19 protein-coding genes are annotated in these 17182 nt (G+C 64.6%); 9 read left to right on the top strand and 10 right to left on the bottom strand.

The features are described from left to right. The first annotated feature begins 10 nt into the window (after nt 1-10). The 4 genes from wrbA to ACK4R0_RS04995 are packed head-to-tail and all read left to right on the top strand — an operon-like array spanning nt 11 to nt 3237. On the top strand, nt 11-613 hold the full coding sequence (gene wrbA, locus ACK4R0_RS05010; protein WP_409671170.1) for an NAD(P)H:quinone oxidoreductase: 603 nt from the start codon (nt 11-13) through the stop codon (nt 611-613). A 33-nt stretch (nt 614-646) separates the two neighbouring features. Next, on the top strand, nt 647-1189 hold the full coding sequence (locus tag ACK4R0_RS05005) for a VOC family protein (protein ID WP_409671167.1): 543 nt from the start codon (nt 647-649) through the stop codon (nt 1187-1189). A gap of 42 nt (nt 1190-1231) precedes the next feature. After that, nucleotides 1232-2071: an alpha/beta fold hydrolase gene (locus tag ACK4R0_RS05000; RefSeq protein WP_409671164.1), complete on the top strand. Its 840-nt coding sequence runs from the start codon at nt 1232-1234 to the stop codon at nt 2069-2071. Nucleotides 2072-2106: 35 nt separating this feature from the next. After that, on the top strand, nt 2107-3237 hold the full coding sequence (locus ACK4R0_RS04995) for a cobalamin-independent methionine synthase II family protein (RefSeq protein ID WP_409671161.1): 1131 nt from the start codon (nt 2107-2109) through the stop codon (nt 3235-3237). Between the two features lie 17 nt (nt 3238-3254). Here ACK4R0_RS04995 and ACK4R0_RS04990 read toward each other — a convergent pair whose 3' ends face one another. Next, entirely contained in the window at nt 3255-6092 is a 2838-nt protein-coding gene (locus ACK4R0_RS04990; protein ID WP_409671158.1) for a PAS domain S-box protein, read from the bottom strand. 209 nt (nt 6093-6301) lie between these two features. On the opposite strand from ACK4R0_RS04990, the gene ACK4R0_RS04985 reads away from it, so the two are divergent. From ACK4R0_RS04985 to nadA, 5 genes are all read left to right on the top strand, one after another. After that, the gene (locus ACK4R0_RS04985; RefSeq protein ID WP_409671155.1) at nt 6302-6673 is read left to right on the top strand and encodes a BlaI/MecI/CopY family transcriptional regulator; all 372 of its coding nucleotides are present in this window, start codon (nt 6302-6304) and stop codon (nt 6671-6673) included. Next, nucleotides 6670-8556: a M56 family metallopeptidase gene (locus ACK4R0_RS04980; protein ID WP_409671152.1), complete on the top strand. Its 1887-nt coding sequence runs from the start codon at nt 6670-6672 to the stop codon at nt 8554-8556. The genes ACK4R0_RS04985 and ACK4R0_RS04980 overlap by 4 nt, the downstream gene beginning before the upstream one ends. A 70-nt stretch (nt 8557-8626) precedes the next feature. After that, complete coding sequence (locus ACK4R0_RS04975; protein ID WP_409671149.1) at nt 8627-9502, top strand: MBL fold metallo-hydrolase; 876 nt, start codon at nt 8627-8629, stop codon at nt 9500-9502. Then, the gene (locus tag ACK4R0_RS04970; protein WP_409671146.1) at nt 9492-10115 is read left to right on the top strand and encodes a DUF4230 domain-containing protein; all 624 of its coding nucleotides are present in this window, start codon (nt 9492-9494) and stop codon (nt 10113-10115) included. The genes ACK4R0_RS04975 and ACK4R0_RS04970 overlap by 11 nt, the downstream gene beginning before the upstream one ends. Further along, nucleotides 10112-11119, top strand: coding sequence for a quinolinate synthase NadA (gene nadA / locus ACK4R0_RS04965; protein ID WP_409671143.1), 1008 nt, complete (start codon nt 10112-10114; stop codon nt 11117-11119). Before ACK4R0_RS04970 ends, nadA begins: the two co-directional genes overlap by 4 nt. Here nadA and ACK4R0_RS04960 read toward each other — a convergent pair. From ACK4R0_RS04960 to dapB, 9 genes are all read right to left on the bottom strand, one after another. Further along, on the bottom strand, nt 11116-11751 hold the full coding sequence (locus ACK4R0_RS04960; protein WP_409671140.1) for a lysophospholipid acyltransferase family protein: 636 nt from the start codon (nt 11749-11751) through the stop codon (nt 11116-11118). The two genes, nadA and ACK4R0_RS04960, sit on opposite strands and share 4 nt — an antisense overlap. A gap of 92 nt (nt 11752-11843) precedes the next feature. Further along, entirely contained in the window at nt 11844-12260 is a 417-nt protein-coding gene (locus ACK4R0_RS04955; protein WP_409671137.1) for a DoxX family protein, read from the bottom strand. A 5-nt stretch (nt 12261-12265) separates the two neighbouring features. Further along, nucleotides 12266-12577, bottom strand: a complete 312-nt coding sequence (locus tag ACK4R0_RS04950) for an alkylphosphonate utilization protein (RefSeq protein ID WP_409671134.1) — start codon at nt 12575-12577, stop codon at nt 12266-12268. 8 nt (nt 12578-12585) lie between these two features. After that, nucleotides 12586-12714: a hypothetical protein gene (locus tag ACK4R0_RS04945; RefSeq protein WP_255352559.1), complete on the bottom strand. Its 129-nt coding sequence runs from the start codon at nt 12712-12714 to the stop codon at nt 12586-12588. A 482-nt stretch (nt 12715-13196) separates the two neighbouring features. Further along, nucleotides 13197-13415, bottom strand: coding sequence for a hypothetical protein (locus ACK4R0_RS04940; protein WP_409671131.1), 219 nt, complete (start codon nt 13413-13415; stop codon nt 13197-13199). A gap of 229 nt (nt 13416-13644) precedes the next feature. After that, the gene (locus ACK4R0_RS04935) at nt 13645-14259 is read right to left on the bottom strand and encodes a hypothetical protein (RefSeq protein WP_409671128.1); all 615 of its coding nucleotides are present in this window, start codon (nt 14257-14259) and stop codon (nt 13645-13647) included. A gap of 164 nt (nt 14260-14423) precedes the next feature. Next, nucleotides 14424-15164, bottom strand: coding sequence for an endonuclease III (nth, locus tag ACK4R0_RS04930; protein WP_409671125.1), 741 nt, complete (start codon nt 15162-15164; stop codon nt 14424-14426). A gap of 10 nt (nt 15165-15174) precedes the next feature. Continuing rightward, nucleotides 15175-16368, bottom strand: coding sequence for a M48 family metallopeptidase (locus tag ACK4R0_RS04925; RefSeq protein ID WP_409671122.1), 1194 nt, complete (start codon nt 16366-16368; stop codon nt 15175-15177). Nucleotides 16369-16419: 51 nt separating this feature from the next. Beyond that, the gene (gene dapB / locus ACK4R0_RS04920; RefSeq protein ID WP_409671119.1) at nt 16420-17151 is read right to left on the bottom strand and encodes a 4-hydroxy-tetrahydrodipicolinate reductase; all 732 of its coding nucleotides are present in this window, start codon (nt 17149-17151) and stop codon (nt 16420-16422) included. Between the last annotated feature and the right edge of the window lie 31 nt (nt 17152-17182).

The following is a 17182-nucleotide window of genomic DNA, read 5'->3' as shown; positions in this document are numbered from 1 at the left end:
GAAACAACACGTGGCACGCATCTTGATCCTTTATTATTCGGGCTATGGACACACCGAGGTGATGGCGAACGCCGTCGCTGACGGCGTCAATGCGGTCGAGGGCTGCGAGGCGGTGGTCAAGCGCGTGCCCGAACTGGTGTCGGACGAGGTTGCCGCCGCCGCGCACATGAAGCTCGACCAGGCCGCGCCCTTCGCCAGCCCCGAGGAACTGGCCGACTATGACGGCATCATCTTCGGCACGCCCACCCGGTTCGGCAACATGGCAGCGCAGATGCGCAACTTCCTCGACCAGACCGGCGGGCTGTGGGCCAAGGGCGCATTGGTCGGCAAGCCGGGCAGCGTGTTCGTCTCCACCGCCAGCCAGCATGGCGGGCAGGAGACCACGATCACCTCGTTCCACACCACGCTGCTGCACCACGGCATGATCGTCATCGGGCTGCCCTACAGCTTTGCCGGCAACACCATCATGACCGAGATCAGCGGCGGCACGCCTTATGGCGCGAGCACGATCGCGGGCGGCGACGGATCGCGGATGCCGTCCGAAAACGAGCTTGCAGGCGCGCGCTTCCAGGGCGAGCATGTCGCGAAAATCACGCTCAAGCTGGCCGCCTGACCGCCGGTTTTGAGGACACCTAAGGAGGATGCGATGACCGTACTCGTCAACCGTTTGCACCACACCGCCTACACCACCCGCGATCTGGAAGCGACGCGCGCGTTTTACGAGGATGTGCTCGGCTTTCCATTGGTCGCAACCTATTGCGAGAAGGACGAACTGTTCGGCAAGGAGCGCACCTATTGCCACTGCTTCTTCGCGATGAAGGATGGCAGCGCGCTCGCCTTCTTCCAGTTCGCCGATGAAGCCGACCAGGCCGAATTCAGCCCGCCGATCCCCGAATCGCCGTTCCATCACATTGCGCTGCATGTCGATCAGGATGCGCAGGTCGAACTCGAAAGGCGCATCGCCGCTGCCGGGATCGTCGAGCCGCAGACCTATATCCTCGAGCACGGCTATTGCCGCTCGGTCTACGTCAAGGACCCCAACGGCATGATCATCGAGTTCACCTGCGATGCGCCCGAGGCACTGGCGATCGAAGCCGATGTCCGCGCCAAGGCGCGGAGCGAGCTCGCACGCTGGCTGGCCGGCGATCACAGCAACAACAACACCTTCCGCAGCGCAGAAGCGGCCTGATCGGTGCCAGGCCCGGTCGGCACGCTGGGCTGCGCACACCCCATGACCCCGCCTGGCGCGCGACTGGGCGGCGAAACCTGCTGGCTCGATGTCGGCGACGGGCTGCTGGCGGTCGAACAGACCGGCACCGGGCCTGCGGTCGTGCTGCTGCACGGCTGGACGCTCGATCGGCGGATGTGGACGCTGCAGGCGCGCGCGCTAGCAGGCCGGTTCACGCTGATCGCGATCGATCGGCGCGGCTTCGGGCAATCCACCGCACCTGCGGACCGGTCGCGCGAGGTCGCAGATCTTGACCGGCTGGCCGACCGGCTCGGCCTGGTCCGGTTCCATCTTGTCGGCATGTCGCAGGCAGGCGCCACCGCGATCGCTTTTGCGCAGGCGCATCGCGAACGCGTGGCTTCGCTGGTGCTGCAGGGCATTTCGCTGGCCGGCATTCCCGATCATTCCAACGCATCCGACACCATACCGCTGAGCGACTATGCCGATATGGTGCGCGCCGGGCGGCTCGCCGAGATGAAGCGCCATTGGGCCGATCATGCGCTGATGGCGGGGCTGACGGGCGAGGCGGCGCAGATCGGCGCGGCGATGCTGGCCGATTATGACGGCCGCGATCTGCTCGCTGGCCCAGCCGGTCCTTCGGCGCGCATCAAGAGCGTTGCTTCGCTCAGCGTCCCACTGCTGGCGATAACCGGTGACGAGGACACCGCATGGCGCCGTTCGATCACTCAGGCGATCGCGCGGACTGCGCCGCTGGGTCACGCGCGGTTCGTTCGGGGGGCAGGGCATCTGTGCAACCTGTCGCATGCGGCTGCATACAACACGACCGTGTCCTCGTTTTTCGCCCGGCCTTTGCTGCCGGTGCCTGACGCCGTGAACGACTGACCCGCCCCTTTTTCCGAGCTATGGAGATTTCCGCAATGCCCGCGCCCGACCGTTTCCTCACCACCCATGTCGGCAGCCTGCCGCGGCCCGAAGCCCTGCTCGACCTCGTCTTTGCGCGCGAAGGCGGAGAGCAGGTTTCGCAAGCGGACTTCGATGCCGCGGTCGAAGATGCCACAGCTTATGTGATCAGGCGGCAGATCGAAGCCGGGGTCAGCATCGTCAACGATGGCGAGCAGTCCAAGCCCAGCTATGCGACCTATATCAAGCACCGGCTCTCCGGCTTCGGCGGCGAGGCGGGGCAGTATGAATTCGCCGATCTTGAGGCTTTTCCGGGAGCCAAGGCACAGGTGTTCGGCAACACCGGGCGCGCCAAGCGGTCGGCACCAGCGTGCACCGCGCCGATCACCGTGATCGACATGGAAGCCCCCAGGATCGATGCCGAACGGCTGCAGCGCCTCGCAAATGGCCACGCCACCTTCATGTCGGCGGCGTCGCCGGGGGTGACCGCCTTGTTCTTCCCCAACCAATATTATGCCAGCGACGAGGAATATGTCTTCGCGCTCGCCGAGGGGCTGCGCCACGAATACGAGACGATTGCCGCTGCCGGCATTACCTTGCAGGTCGATTGTCCGGACCTTGCGATGGGGCGTCACGTCCAGTTCACGCACCTCAGCCTCGAGGACTTCCGCAAGCGCATCGGCATGAACATCGCCGCGCTCAATCATGCCGTGCAGAACATTCCGGCGGAGCAATTGCGCATGCACCTGTGCTGGGGCAACTATCCAGGGCCGCACCATTGCGACGTGGCGCTGGGCGAGATTGCCGATATCGTCTGGACGGCCAAGCCGCAGACCGTGCTGATCGAAGGCGCCAACCCGCGCCACGCGCATGAGTTCGCCTTTTTCGAGGAACACAAGCTACCAGACGGCAAGATCCTGTGTCCCGGCATGGTCGAACCGCAGAGCCCCTATATCGAGCATCCCAAACTGATCGCGCAACGCATCGGCCGCTATGCCGATCTGCTCGGGCGCGAGCGGGTGATGGCGGGCGTGGACTGCGGCTTTTCGGTCCATGCCGGCAGCAACAGCCTCGACCCCGAAATCGTCTGGGCCAAGCTGGCCGCGCTGGCGCAGGGCGCAGCGATCGCCAGCGCGCGCTACTGGTAGGCGATTGGCCGCAGGCGTCAGCGCGCGTCGAGGCACTGGCGCACTTTGCGCGCCAGCATATCGCGGGTGTAGGGCTTGCTCAGCAACCTGACCCCAGGCTCCAGCGTCCCGCCATTGACGATGCCCTTTTCGGCATAGCCCGAGGTGAACAGCACCGCCAGGCCGGGGATCAGCTTGGCTGCACGCTTGGCTAGTTCGTGGCTCTGCACGGGGCCTGGCATCACGACATCGCTGAACAGCATGTCGATCTTCGTGCCGCTCTCGACGATCGCCAGCCCGGCAGCGGCGTGGCGCGCGGTCAGCGTGGCATAGCCCAGCTCGTTGAGCAAAGCGGTGACGGTCGCACGGACATCGTCATCGTCCTCGACCACCAGGATCGTTTCGTTTCCGCCCGCAACGACGTCCGCGACCTGCTCGGCCTGCACCGTGTCAGGCGCAATCGACCGCGGCAGGTACATGCGGAAGGTCGTGCCGACCCCCGGTTCGCTGTACACCGTCACATGCCCGCCCGACTGCTTGACCAGCCCATAGACCATGCTCAGCCCCAGCCCCGTTCCCTTGCCGACCTCTTTGGTGGTGTAGAACGGCTCGAAGATGCGCTCGCGCACTTCGGGCGGCATGCCGGTGCCGGTGTCGGTGAGCGACACCATCACATACTCGCCGGCGGCAACGTCGGGATACCTGCTGGCGAACAGGTCATCCACCGCCGCATTGGCAAGCTCGATGGTGAACATGCCACCGTCGGGCATCGCATCGCGTGCGTTGATCGCCAGGTTGAGGATGGCGTTTTCAAGCTGGCCTTCGTCGACAAAGCAATCCCACAGTCCGCTTTCGGCGACGGTCTTGAGCGCGATATGTTCGCCCAGCGCGCGGTGGAGCATGTCGCCCAGATTGCCCGTCAGCCGGGAGAGGTTGACCGGCCTGGGCGCCAGGGGCTGCTTGCGGCTGAAAGCGAGCAGCTGCTGTGCCAGCTTGGTGCCGCGCGCAACGCCGGTCAGCGCCAGCTCGACGCGCTGCCGGGCGCGCTCGTTGCCTGAAACATCGCGGCTCAGCAGCTCCAGGCTGCCGCCGATGATCTGCAGCAGGTTGTTGAAATCGTGCGCCACCCCGCCAGTGAGCTTGCCCACCGCTTCCATCTTCTGGGCGTGGCGCAGCTGCGCTTCGGCAGCGTCGCGTTCGGCCAGTGCGTTGTCGACCTGCGCCTTCAGCTCGGCGTTGAAGTTTTCGCGCGCCGTTCGCGCCTCGAGTTCGGAGGAGATGTTCTTGACTTCGATGACGGTTCCAATGGCTACGCCCGATTCGTTGCGGATCGGGCTTGCGGAATAGGCGACAGGATAGAAGCTGCCATCCTTGTGGACGAAGACCTCTTCACCCTGCATCTGGTTGTCTTCAGGCAGCGCGCGGTCGATCGCGCATTCGTGCAACGGAAAAGGCTCACCGTTGGGCCGGGTGTGGTGGATCAGGTCATGCAGGATGCTGCCCTCGATCTCGGCATGGGAATAGCCGGTCAGGCGTTCTGCGGCATCGTTGAGGTAGATGCAGCGTTGCTGGTCATCCATCAGGAAGACCGCCATGGTGGCGTTGTTCAGCACGGTGTCGAGCCGGTTGGTGACGCTGCGCAGCTCGTTCAGCGCCTCGTTGCGCTCGGTGACATCCTCGATCGCCGCATAGAAAACCTTCTGCTCCTGATCGACCAAAAGCTGCAGCCGGACCGCGACGTTGTACGTGCTGCCATCCTTGCGCTGGTGCACCGTCTCGAATGCGACGACCTCTTTCTCTCCGGCGAGAAGCGGCGCGATCACGGCGTGAAACTGGTCGTCATCGATCTGCGGCTTGATATCGACCGGGGTGATCGAGCGCAGCTCTTCCATCGTATAGCCAAGGTTCTCGCGCGCGCCGCGATTGACCAGGATGAAGTTGAGCGTATCGGCATCGAACAGGAACGTCTCGCTGGCCGCCTCCTCGACGATCCGTCCCAGCCGCTCGATGCTGGAGGAGGATTTGAGCCGCTCGAGCTCCGCCGCCGCGCGCCCTGCGAACAGCTCGAGGATCAATGCCGGCTGGGTCTGCTCGTCGATCGGCGCATCGTGCAGCACCGAGATCAGCCCGATCAGCCTGCCGGTGCTGGAATGCAGCGGCACGCCAAGATAGCTTGCGGCGCCGATCTCGCTTAGCATTGCGTCCTTGGGGAACTGTTCGGCAACGTCCGATCGAATGAAGCAGATTTGGTTCTGGGCGACTTCGGCGCAGGGCGTGCCGGCCAGCGGATAATCCATGTTCGGCTGCAGCTGCCCGTCTGCCCAGAAGCGGACGGTGCGCACCGTATCGGGCATTTCGGGGTTGATCTCGCCGATGACCACCCAGCGGACCTTGAGCGCCTCGGCGAGCACCTCGACCGACTTTTCGAGGAAGGGCTCGCCAACCAGCCGCGCGCAATCCACCAATGGTTGCTGGATGAAGAGGGCGCGCAGCTTGCGCGACGGATCCTTGGCGACGATCCAGAAGCCCAGGATGTGGTTGTCCTCGCCAAGCACCGGCGACACGCACAGGTTGAGGGTGATGGGTTTGCCGTTGGCGTGGTGTGCCACCATGTCGCAGCAGCCATCCTCCGCGACGCTCGATCCCGGACGGCAATCGCGCAAGGCCAATGCGTTCAATTCGGGAAAGACGTGCGTGATGGGGTGACCGATGATGTCGCCGGGCGCGAAGCCGAGGGCAGAGGTGGCGGCGGTGTTCCAGGCGTGGATAACGCCGTCCTGCGTCAACCCGATCATGATATCGGAGCTGAAGTCGAACGCGCCCACGCCCTGCACCAATGCTTTGCCTGATGTCTGGCCAGAAACCTGCGAGGCCATTGCTCTGTCTTGCCCCCTTTGGCCTCGCCCAGCCTCAAAAGCCTGGGCGATACGACGATACAGCAAAGCACGAACGGGCAAAAGGTTCCGCGCCAGCCACTTCGCTGCGAAAGTCTAGCGATTTGTCCGGCCGCACACAACATTCCCGTTTACATATGTGGTCGAATCGATTACACCCGTGGTCGATCATAGCGAAAGGCAGCGATTCCATGGCCCCTGAACGTATCAGCGATGCCGAACATGCGGTGATGGAGGTGCTGTGGCAACGCTCGCCGCTGACCGCTGCCGATGTCGCCGACGGGCTGGCCGATGCGCGCGACTGGACCTTGCAGACGGTCAAGACGCTGTTGTCGCGGCTCGCGAACAAGGGCGCGGTGTCGTACGAACAGGATGGTCGCCGCTATCTCTACAGCCCGATCCTGGCACGTGAAGACTATGTCGGCGATGAATCGCGGCGGTTGGTCGATCGCCTGTTTGGCGGCCGCGCCGCACCGCTTATCGCGCATCTGGCAGAACAACAGAAGTTTACGGCCGAAGATCTCGAAGAGATCGAACGGCTGATTGGGGAGTTGAAGTCATGATCGGGGAATGGCTTGCGAGCGACGGGCTCGCCGAATTTGCGCATGGCGTCACTGGTCAGTGGCTGGTCGAAACGCTCGCCGTCACCGCTGCCTTGATGGCGCTTGTGCTGGTTCTGCGGCGCCCGGTGGCGCGGCATTTCGGCGCAGAGATCGCCTATCTGCTCTGGGCGATCCCGCTGGCGCGGCTGTTCATGCCGCCGGTGGTCCAGACGATCGAGGTTCCGGTGAGCGAGCCTTCGGTGCCCGATGCCACCGGCATGGCTGCGATGGCGATGCCGGTCGGCGATATGACGACACCCCTCGACGCCGTGCCCGAAGCTGGTTTTGCCAACGGCTTGCTGCTCGATGCCGACTGGTTCGCGATCGGTGTGACGGTATGGCTGTGCGGCGCTGCGATCTTCCTGATTGCGCAATTGTCGGCCTATCTGCAGAACCGGCGCGAACTGCTCGAAGACGCGGTCGAGGTCTCGCGGATCGATGGCATCCGGGTGATCGAGATTGCCGGGATTTCCGGACCCTTCGCCTTCGGGCTGTGGCGGCGCTACATCGCGCTGCCGATCGGCTTTACCCGGGCATACAACCCGATGGAGCGCGAACTGGCGCTGGCGCACGAACGCTCGCACCACCGCGCCGGCGACCTTTGGGCGAACTTCGCTGCGCTTGGCCTGCTGTCGCTGCACTGGTTCAATCCCGTCGCCTGGATGGCGTGGCGCGCGTTTCGGTTCGACCAGGAAGCCGCCTGCGATGCCCGCGTGCTGCGCCGCCGTTCGGCTGCCGAGCGCACCGCATATGCCCGCGCTATCGCCAAGGCAGCGACCGGCCACACGCTTGCCTTTGCCAGCCCGCTCAACCCCAAGACCAAGATCGTCGAGCGCTTGAAGATCATGAAGCAGTCCGAAACCTCGCGCGCCCGCAAATGGCTGGGCGGCACCCTGATCGGCAGCGGCATTGTCACTGCGATGGCGATGACCGCCACGGTCAGCTACGCGTTCCAGCCGGTGGAGCAGCCGGACGTCCCGCAGGCTCCCGAAGCGCCGCTGGCACCTGCTGCCCCCGATGCGCCACGGGCCCCCGGAACACCCACCGTGCCCGAAGCCCCCGACGCTCCGATCACCCCGGTGATCAAGGATGGCGTGTATATCTACACCGTCAGGCGCGGCGACAACAACATCACGCTGCGTCTCGATGGCCCTACGGGTCGTGCTGAGATCGAGCGCAGGGTCGCAGAGGCCGAAGCGTCCCGCGCGATGGCCGAAGGCGACCTGGCGATGGCGCAGGGCGACCGTGCCATGGCAGAGGGTGATCGCGCCATGGCCCGGGCAGACCGGATGGCAGCGGCGACCGAAACCAGGGCCGCTGCAATGGACCGCGCCGAGCGCAACCGTGCCCAGGCGATGGATCGTGCGCAGCGCGTCGTCGTGCGCACCGGCAATCCAGAAAACTACGTCATCGAAATGGGCAAGGGACACCGCTTGCGCGTCCAGACCAAGAGCTGCGACGGCAAGCCCAAATCGGCGGCATTCATGACCCATACCGAAACCAAGGATGGCAACGTCACCCGCACCAAGGTGGTCACCTGCGGCCAGGTCATGCCCGATGAAGCGGAGATCGCGGCGAGCATCGAAAAAGGCATGGCCGAGGCCCGCCGCAGCATGGAAACGGCGCGCGCCGAGATCCGGAGCAACAAATGGCTGAGCGAAGCCGATCGGGCCGAGGCGCTGCGGGGACTTGACGAAGGCTTGCGCGAGCTGCGCGCCGACCTGGCCGAGGCGCGGCGCGATCTGCGCGAGGACATGGCCGAGGCACGCAGGGAAATGGGCGCATTGCCCGCGCCGCCCGCACCCCCGGCACCGCCGAGCCAGCCATCCGCACGCCGCTGGTAACCGCACCCTTTGCGGTCCAAAATGTCCGCCGCCCCTTTCGCTTTGCGACGATCGATGCCACTTAGGCGCGATGGAACTGCCTGCTGATCTTCCGACCGGCCTTGCCGAAACCATCGAACCACTGGTGCGGCGTGTGCTCGCGGGCAATCCGTCCGCGTTCACCTACACCGGCACCCAGACTTACATCGTGGGCCATGGCGCCGACGTCGCGGTGATCGATCCGGGTCCGGCCGACCCCGACCATATCGAAGCGATCCTGGCCACCGTGGGCGATGCGCGCATTGCCGCGATCATGTGCACCCACACCCACCGCGATCACAGCCCTGCCGCTGCGCCGCTCAAGCAACGCACCGGCGCGCCGGTCATCGGCTGCGCGCCGTTGATACTCAGCGACGATGGTCCGCGCTCCGACGAGGCGTTCGACACGAGTTACGCGCCCGACCGGGTGCTCGCGGATGGCGAGAGCGTCTCGGGCGATGGCTGGACGCTGCAGGCGGTCGCGACCCCGGGACACACCAGCAACCATCTGTGCCTGGCGCTGGTCGAGACCGGCGCGTTGTTCACCGGCGATCATGTCATGGGCTGGTCGACCAGCGTCATCTCGCCCCCCGATGGCGACATGGCGGACTATATGGCCAGCCTCGGCAAATTGCAGGAGCGTTCCGACCGCGTCTATTACCCCGCGCATGGCCCTGCGGTCGAAAACCCCGCGCAACTGGTGCGCGGCATGATGGGCCACCGCAAGCAGCGCGAACGGCAGGTGTTGCGCCAGCTCGAGGCAGGTCCGCAGGCGATCCCCGATATGGTGCCGCTGATGTACAAGGGCATCGACAGCCGACTCTACGGCGCGGCGGGCCGATCGGTGCTCGCGCATCTGATCGATCTGGAAAACCGCAGGCTGGTGGCGCGCCAGGGTGACGCATGGGCGCTGACCGATGGCCGTTAAGGGAAGCACTGCAGGCCTGCTCGTCGCGGGCGCATTGGCGCTGGGCGCCGTCGGCACCTGGTACGGCGCGGGGCTGTTCGAGGACGACACCCTTGTTTCGGCCGAAGCGATGCTGGCAGGCTTTGAGCGCACCAACCAGTTGGTCGTGCTGGTCGCGCAGGTCGTGCCCGTGGTCACCAACAAGGACCCGGGCTTTATCGGCATGTTCGATGCCGAGCAGACCGCGATCATCCCCGCCACGGTGAGCTACTCGGTCAACATGGCCAAGATGGACCCGGACGCGGTGGTATGGAACGAGGCCGAGCGGCGGATGACGATCACCGTGCCGCCGGTGATGATCCAGTCGCCCAATCTGCAGGAGCAGCAGGCGCGCTATTACCGCGACGGGCTTTGGGTTACCGGCGCGAGCGTCGAGCGCCTGTTCAGGGCCAACTCGGCCGCCGCGCTCAAGCAGGCGCAGACGCTGGCGCGCAACGAATCGCTGCTGGCGATCGCGCGGGCCAGCGCGCGCGATGCCGTCGAGCGCAATGCGCGTGCGTATTTGAGCGGCGCGGGGCTGCAAGATGCTGTAGTGACCGTGCGAATTGCCAATCAGGGAGCCAATCAGCAATGACCGCCCAACCCCGTGAAAACCTGTCGGGCCTTGACCTGCGCGCCGAAATAGACCGGCTGCGCAAGGAGCGCAACGCGGTCATCCTGGCGCATTATTACCAGAAGCCCGAGCTGCAGGACATCGCCGATTTCGTCGGCGATTCGCTCGAGCTGTCGCGGATCGCGGCGGAAACCGATGCGGATGTCATCGCGTTCTGCGGCGTCAAGTTCATGGCGGAGACCGCCAAGATCCTGAGCCCCGACAAGATCGTGGTGCTGCCCGACATGGACGCAGGCTGTTCGCTCGAGGACAGCTGCCCGCCCGACCAGTTCGCCGCATTCCGCGCCAAGCATCCCGATCACATCGCGCTGACCTATATCAACTGCTCGACCGAGGTGAAGGCGCTGTCGGACATTATCGTCACCTCCTCGTCGGCAGAAAAGATCCTCAGCCAGATCCCGCTCGACCAGAAGATCATCTTCGGCCCGGACAAGCATCTGGGCGGCTATCTCGTGCGCAAATTGGGCCGCGAGATGCTGCTGTGGCCGGGTGTGTGCATCGTCCACGAGGCGTTCAGCGAGACCGAACTGCTCAAATTGAAGGCAAAGCATCCGGGCGCGCCGGTCGCCGCGCATCCCGAATGCCCGTCGCACATCATCGACCACGCCGATATGGTCGGATCGACCAGCGCGATCCTCAAGTTCGCCAAGGAAACCACCAGCACCACCGTGATCGTCGCGACCGAACCGCACATCATCCACCAGATGGAAAAGGCGGTTCCGGAAAAGACCTTCATCGGCGCGCCGGGTGCGGACGGCAACTGCAACTGCAACATCTGCCCGTATATGGCGCTCAACACGATGGAAAAGCTCTATGTCGCGCTGCGCGATCTGGAGCCCCGCATCGAGATGGACGAGCAGTTGCGGCTCGACGCCAAGAAGTCGCTCGACCGGATGCTCGAAATGGCGAGCAGCACCGTCGGGCAGGGCGATCTCGGCCGTCCCGACCTCGCGCATCAGGACTAAATCTTCGGAGCCGTGTGCACCGCATTGCGCCCCGCCATCGCCGCATAAAAGGCGAAGGCGGGCGCCATGTCTTTCTCGTAGTCGCCGGTCGGATAGATCACCGGGCCAAGCCCTGCGCGGCGGTTGCCATAATCCATGAACCCGCAGACGATCGGCACGCCCGCGCCATGTGCGATCCGGTAGAAGCCGGTGCGCCATGCGGTCACCGACTTGCGCGTGCCCTCGGGCGCGATCGTCAGGATGAAGTCGTCGCGGGCGGCGAACTCGGCGATCATCTGCTGCACCATGTCGCCCGCCGCGCTGCGATCGACCGGGACACCACCCATCTGCCGCATGAAATTGTGAAACGGCCAGCGGAACAATGTCGTCTTGGCCATAAAATGCGTCTCGAGCCCCAGCTCGCGGGTGACCCCCATATAGTTCGGGAAATCCCAGTTGCTGGTGTGCGGCACCGCGATGATGATGTAGCGGCGCTCGGGCGGCGGCGTGCCGATCGCCTGAAACTTGTGACGGCGATAGACGAACATCATCAGCGCATACAGCGCGCGCGCGGCCCAGCCGAGATGCGTGGTGGAAAGCTTGCGCGGCCGGGAAGGCTCAGGCTGGCTCGCGTTCATCATCCGTCCCCACATGCTTGATGCAGGGCTCTCCTTCAGCGAGATCGCCGGGTGCCGCTGTCATGGAATCGCCTAGTGGCGCAAAGCGCTGGCCAGATCAATTGCCGTTACGGCATCTTTTGTTGGCGCCGGAACGGCCAGTCGGTCACCCCGCCTGCCCACAATGCCCACCAGATGATCACCGGCTGCAGCAGCAGGCGCGGGCCGTGATAGGCGAGAGGCAGCGTCCGTCCGCCGACCGCGATGTCATTGACCGCGTGGTTGATATTGGCCGGCCACACGCACAGCGCATAGAGCGCCAGCCCGATGCCCGCAGCGAAACGCAGCCGCGGCACCATCAGCCCGATCGCGCCTGCGATCTCGGCAACACCGGTCAGGAAGACCACTTCGTCGGGAAACGGCACCCAGGCGGGCGTGATCGCCAGGAACCCGCCCGGCGAGCGGATATGGATGACGCCTGCGGCAAAATAGATCAGCGCCAGCAGCCAGCGAAATCCGGTGCGGACAGCGGACGGACGCGGCATATGGTTCAGCGCTTGCGGACGAACTCGGCGCGCAGCACCAGACCCTTGATGCCGTCGAACCGGCAATCGATCTCCTGCGCGTCGCCGGTCAGCCGGATCGACTTGATCACGGTGCCGCGCTTCAATATCTGCCCCGCGCCCTTGACCTTGAGGTCCTTGATCAGCGTCACCTGATCGCCATCGGCGAGCAGGGTGCCTGCCGAATCGCGCACTTCGACCGTCTCGTCCTCGGACGGCGCGACGGTCAGGTCACCGGGGGCGACCCATTCGCCGGTCGCTTCGTCATAGACATAGTCGTCGCTGTCGCCGCTGTGCATCGCTCGGTTCAGCTCTTGAGCGTGACGATGGACAGGCCGCCGGGCTTGGTCGAGGGGTTGGAGGCGTTCTGCGGCTTGGGCTTTTCGGCCTTGGGCTTGCGGGTCTCGCGGTTGGTCTTCTTCTGGCCTTTTGCCATGGTCTGTTCCTTGTCCAGGCGCAGCGCCCGGAGCGCGGCTATAGCGCCAATCGCCGTGCAAAGCGCGACAATTCGCGAGGATCGCATGTGCCCGATTTGCAAGCGCGTTATGAGAGACGAGGCATCAGGAGCCGCAGTTCTCTGAGATGTCCGCAATTCGGGAAAATTTCAAACAGCGTGAATGGCGACGATTGGAGTGGAAACTGCCCCACCCTTCATCGTCACCCCGGACTTGATCCGGGGCCCAGAGCGATCAAGTGCGCCGCCTGGAATCAAAACCCTGGGTCCCGGGTAAAGCCCGGGATGACGGAAAAAGCGGGCTGCCCAAGGGGTCTGCAAAATAGTACCGGTTTCGGTAGGATCGATCCGATAGCCGCCTGACCGAAATTCGAGAGTTACCGATGCATCGGGAACGACCGTTGATGGGTGGAAAGGCGACCAATTCCCAATGCGGTTTGCGAGAAGCCTCCGCGGAGCGCGTTCTAACCAATACCATTAAGCAGAAAAGCTGCACCTACAATCAATAAGAAGATATTGAAAATCGTTGCAAACCAAAAGAGTAATGGGCTCTTTAAGCGTGAATAACTCGCGTAAGGTACACCAGCTACATCCATTGTGCCTGTTTGCAAGCCATGCAGTGTGGCCCACCCGATCAACGGAATACCAACCAACAGTATCGCGATAACCGCTACATCTGCCATCTGATTTCTCCTGGCAACTTTTCCCAAATTTCGTTGATAGAACGACCACGATCCCGGGCACGCAATCGTGACTATCTTTCTGAATGTGTGCAACAGGGTCGATAAAGGAATTACCGCTTTTGTCCGCAATCACGGCATAGCTGCCATCTGCTATGATCGTCATACGGCCCCTTCTGGCAGGTCACGACAGAAGTGATTGGAAAGCATTGAAAGTCGGCGTCAGCCCTAGCTACCAGCCCCACGGTGCGGGCGGCGGGGCGACTGGTTGGGTGAGATCGAACTCGACGCGGAAATTGCGCTTCGTCGGTCCGTCGGGGCGGCGCAGGGCGTAGGCATAGGTGTTCGCGTCGATGTCCACGATCCAGCTGTTGGTCACCGATGCGGCCAGCCCCTGCGCGCGGAACATCGCGATGCTTTCGGCATCGACCGGGAACGTCTGCTGGCCAGATGTGCCGGGGGTGGCGGTGTCGCCGCCGTACTGGGTGACCTTGTCGATGCTGCCATCCTCGTGGCGATGGTCGTGCTTCAAGCGCAGACCGGTTCCGGTGCGGGTGATGATCCAGGTGCGCGAGCGGTTCCAGCCGCCGTCCTCGGTGCCGACATGGAACGGGATTTCCATCCGGTCGGCGCTGCACGCGCGGAAATGGACGATCATCGGCTTGCCCGCCAGATCGGCATCGGCGGCTTCGGTGCTCACCAGCCTGCCGGCATAGGCCTTGCCGCAATGCTGCGCGAGGTTGGCCATGAAGGCGGCCTGCGGGTCATCGGCGGGCGGGGTGGTGGTGCAACCGGCGAGGGCGAGCAGCAGCGGGATAAGGGCGAGCGGGGTGTTCAAGCGGGTCATCCCGCCAAGCTGGCGTATTGCGGCAGCGTTGTCGAGCCGAAGCAATCCCTTTCCGGTCCCCTGCGAAGGCAGGGGCCCATCATCGGACGGTTCCTTTGTCAAACAACCGGTGCATCGGACGCGTTTGCAGGAGATGGGCCCCTGCCTGCGCAGGGGTCCCGGCTTTATCCGGCAGCGCCTGGTGGTGTTGCGACCTTCACCCGCTTCTTGCGCGCGGGCGCAGGCTTGTTGGCGCGGTGCTTGAGTGCGGCTTTGGGCGTAGGCGCTTCCGGGCCGTCGGGCTTGGGCTTGAACCGGCACAGGTCGGCCACCGGGCAGCGCCAGCATTCGGGCTTGCGCGCCTTGCAGACATAACGCCCGTGCAGGATCAGCCAGTGGTGGCCGTGGACGCGGAACGGGCTAGGCGTGCCCTTGTCAAGCGCGCGTTCGACATCGAGCACCGTGCGCCCCGGTGCCAGCCCGGTGCGGTTGCCGACGCGGAAGATGTGCGTATCGACCGCGAAGGTCTCCGCGCCGAACGCGGCGTTGAGCACGACGTTCGCCGTCTTGCGCCCGACCCCCGGCAACGCGGTGAGCGCGTCGCGGTCATTGGGCACCTCGCCTGCATGTCGCGCGATCAGCGCTTCGGACAAGGCGATGACGTTCTTGGCCTTGGCGTTGAACAGCCCGATGGTCTTGATGTGCGCCTTGAGCCCGTCCTCGCCGAGCTCGACCATCTGCTGCGGCGTCTTGACGAGCTCGAACAGCGCGCGCGTCGCCTTGTTGACCCCGACATCGGTCGCCTGCGCCGAGAGCACCACCGCGACCAGCAGCTGGAAATGGTTGCCATATTCGAGCTCGGTCACCGGCGCGGGGTTGGCCTCGGCGAGACGGCGGTAGAATTCGAAGGTGTCGGCCTTGTTCATGCGGACAACATCACGGATTGGCGGCGGGCGCGGGTGTCACGCTCGGCGGGTGCGTCGCCTTCCATTCCATCGCCCGGGCCACGCGGCGTTCGACCGAGGGGTGCGAATAGAACAGTGCCTCCTGCACCGGATGCGGGCGCGGATAGCGGTATTCGGCGGTCTTGACGAGCGCGCCTGCCAGCGCATCGGGCAGGTTGACCATCTGCAGCGAATACGCGTCGGCCTCGCTCTCGCTGATCCGGGTGAGGCTGTTGGCCACCGGCACCGCGAACACGCCGAGGAACGACAGCACGAACAGGAACACCGGCAGCCCGCGCGGATCGCCGATCTCGGTGGTGTGGCTGCCGAACACGCGCGCGAACCGTGCAAACAGCCGGTCGGCGAGGAAGAAGAACAGCATCGCGAGCACGCTCAGCACCAGCACCGAACGCCAGACATGGCCGAGCACATAATGGCCGATCTCGTGCCCCGTCACCGCGCGGACCTCGTCGAGCGAGGCCTGCTTGAGCGCGACATCCGAGATCGCGATCCGCGCCGCGCTGCCGACGCCCGAGACGTTGGCGGTGAAGTTGTTCGACTGGCGCGAGCCGTCGTAGATGAAGATGCGGTCTTCGGGGATGTCGACTTCGCGCGCCATCTCGAGCACCGCATCGCGCACGGGACCTGCGGGGATCGGCTCGTAGTTGTTGAACAAAGGCTCGATCAGCGTCGGCGAAAGCAGCAGCACCGCCGACAGAACGGCAGCGGAAAACCCGCCCGACCACAGCCACCAGCGTTTGCCGGTCTTGCGGATCAGCGCGTAAATGCCGAGGAAGAACAGCCCGCCGCCGATGACGCTGATCGCGATGCCGATCGCGTCCTGCATCAGAAAGTCGGCGAGCGGCTGCTGGGTGCGGTCATAGGCGCGCTCGTGGCCCCATTCGGACCAGATGCTCCACGGCAGGGTGATGATCGCCGAGACGAGAAAGAACCCGGCGGCCGTGACGAAGGTGCGCAGCGCCCAGCCGCGCTTTTCCAGCCAGGCCCAGATCCGGTCGGTGAGCTTCAGCCGGACGATGATGAATGTCGCCAGTGCCGAGACCAGCAGCCCCCACAGGATCATCCAGTGACCATCCATCGTGTAGGCGGCGGACTTGGCCAGCGCGTCTGCGCCCAATCCGTCGATATAGGCTTTTGTCGCCGCTTCCGGATTGAATGCCATCATGCCCCCGCTGTATTGGATTTATAACACAGCTAGGCCGTGCCCTGGCGTTGGTCAAGCCAGCCCCAGCACCTGCGGCATCGTATAGCGTCCGGCGGGCTTGTCGTGCAGCCACAGGCACGCCTTGACCGCACCGCGCGCGAACACCATCCGGTTTTCGGCGCGATGCGTGAGCTCGATCCGCTCGTCGTCGCTGGCGAGGAACACGGTGTGGTCGCCCGCCACCGATCCGCCGCGCAAGCTGGCAAAGCCGATTGCGCCGCGCGCGCGTGCGCCGGTGACGCCATCGCGGCCGCGCTCGCTGTCCTTCGCCAGATCGAGCCCGCGCGCCTTGGCCGCAGCCTCGCCGAGCAGCAGCGCCGTCCCCGAAGGCGCATCGACCTTGTGGCGGTGGTGCATCTCGGCGATCTCGATGTCCCAGTCTTCGCCCAGCCGGGTTGCCGCCTCGTGCACCAGATGCGCGAGCAGGGTGACGCCCAGCGAGGTATTGCCGGTCTGCAGCACCGCGATGTGGTCGGCGGCGGTGTCGATCAGCCAGTGGTGGCGTTCCTCAAGCCCGGTGGTGCCGATCACGATCGGGATGTTCGCGGCCACCGCAGCATCGAGATTGTCCTCGAGTGCTTGCGGAGACGAGAAGTCGACGAGCACGTCGCTTTCCTTCGCGAGCGCCAGCGCGTCGCCGCCCTTGTCGATCCCGCCCGAGACGCTGGCGCCTGCATCGGCAATCGCCGTCGCCAGCGCCTGTCCCATGCGGCCTGCATTGCCGATAATTCCGATCCGCGTCATCGCTGTATGCCCTTGCTCTGGCTTGTATCTG

This window comes from Blastomonas sp. (genome assembly GCF_046294995.1).
Lineage (GTDB): Bacteria > Pseudomonadota > Alphaproteobacteria > Sphingomonadales > Sphingomonadaceae > Blastomonas.
Note: the sequence above shows the minus strand (reverse complement) of the source record. Positions and strands in the feature narration are given on the sequence as shown.

What these genes read in the sequence shown, in the direction of transcription:
- ACK4R0_RS05005 (WP_409671167.1), top strand. Translation starts at nt 647, where the DNA reads ATGACCGTACTCGTCAACCGTTTGCACCACACCGCCTACACCACCCGC.
- ACK4R0_RS05000 (WP_409671164.1), top strand. Translation starts at nt 1,232, where the DNA reads ATGACCCCGCCTGGCGCGCGACTGGGCGGCGAAACCTGCTGGCTCGAT.
- ACK4R0_RS04995 (WP_409671161.1), top strand. Translation starts at nt 2,107, where the DNA reads ATGCCCGCGCCCGACCGTTTCCTCACCACCCATGTCGGCAGCCTGCCG.
- ACK4R0_RS04990 (WP_409671158.1), bottom strand. Translation starts at nt 6,092, where the DNA reads ATGGCCTCGCAGGTTTCTGGCCAGACATCAGGCAAAGCATTGGTGCAG.
- ACK4R0_RS04985 (WP_409671155.1), top strand. Translation starts at nt 6,302, where the DNA reads ATGGCCCCTGAACGTATCAGCGATGCCGAACATGCGGTGATGGAGGTG.
- ACK4R0_RS04980 (WP_409671152.1), top strand. Translation starts at nt 6,670, where the DNA reads ATGATCGGGGAATGGCTTGCGAGCGACGGGCTCGCCGAATTTGCGCAT.
- ACK4R0_RS04975 (WP_409671149.1), top strand. Translation starts at nt 8,627, where the DNA reads ATGGAACTGCCTGCTGATCTTCCGACCGGCCTTGCCGAAACCATCGAA.
- ACK4R0_RS04970 (WP_409671146.1), top strand. Translation starts at nt 9,492, where the DNA reads ATGGCCGTTAAGGGAAGCACTGCAGGCCTGCTCGTCGCGGGCGCATTG.
- nadA (WP_409671143.1), top strand. Translation starts at nt 10,112, where the DNA reads ATGACCGCCCAACCCCGTGAAAACCTGTCGGGCCTTGACCTGCGCGCC.
- ACK4R0_RS04960 (WP_409671140.1), bottom strand. Translation starts at nt 11,751, where the DNA reads ATGTGGGGACGGATGATGAACGCGAGCCAGCCTGAGCCTTCCCGGCCG.
- ACK4R0_RS04955 (WP_409671137.1), bottom strand. Translation starts at nt 12,260, where the DNA reads ATGCCGCGTCCGTCCGCTGTCCGCACCGGATTTCGCTGGCTGCTGGCG.
- ACK4R0_RS04950 (WP_409671134.1), bottom strand. Translation starts at nt 12,577, where the DNA reads ATGCACAGCGGCGACAGCGACGACTATGTCTATGACGAAGCGACCGGC.
- ACK4R0_RS04945 (WP_255352559.1), bottom strand. Translation starts at nt 12,714, where the DNA reads ATGGCAAAAGGCCAGAAGAAGACCAACCGCGAGACCCGCAAGCCCAAG.
- ACK4R0_RS04940 (WP_409671131.1), bottom strand. Translation starts at nt 13,415, where the DNA reads ATGGCAGATGTAGCGGTTATCGCGATACTGTTGGTTGGTATTCCGTTG.
- ACK4R0_RS04935 (WP_409671128.1), bottom strand. Translation starts at nt 14,259, where the DNA reads ATGACCCGCTTGAACACCCCGCTCGCCCTTATCCCGCTGCTGCTCGCC.
- nth (WP_409671125.1), bottom strand. Translation starts at nt 15,164, where the DNA reads ATGAACAAGGCCGACACCTTCGAATTCTACCGCCGTCTCGCCGAGGCC.
- ACK4R0_RS04925 (WP_409671122.1), bottom strand. Translation starts at nt 16,368, where the DNA reads ATGATGGCATTCAATCCGGAAGCGGCGACAAAAGCCTATATCGACGGA.
- dapB (WP_409671119.1), bottom strand. Translation starts at nt 17,151, where the DNA reads ATGACGCGGATCGGAATTATCGGCAATGCAGGCCGCATGGGACAGGCG.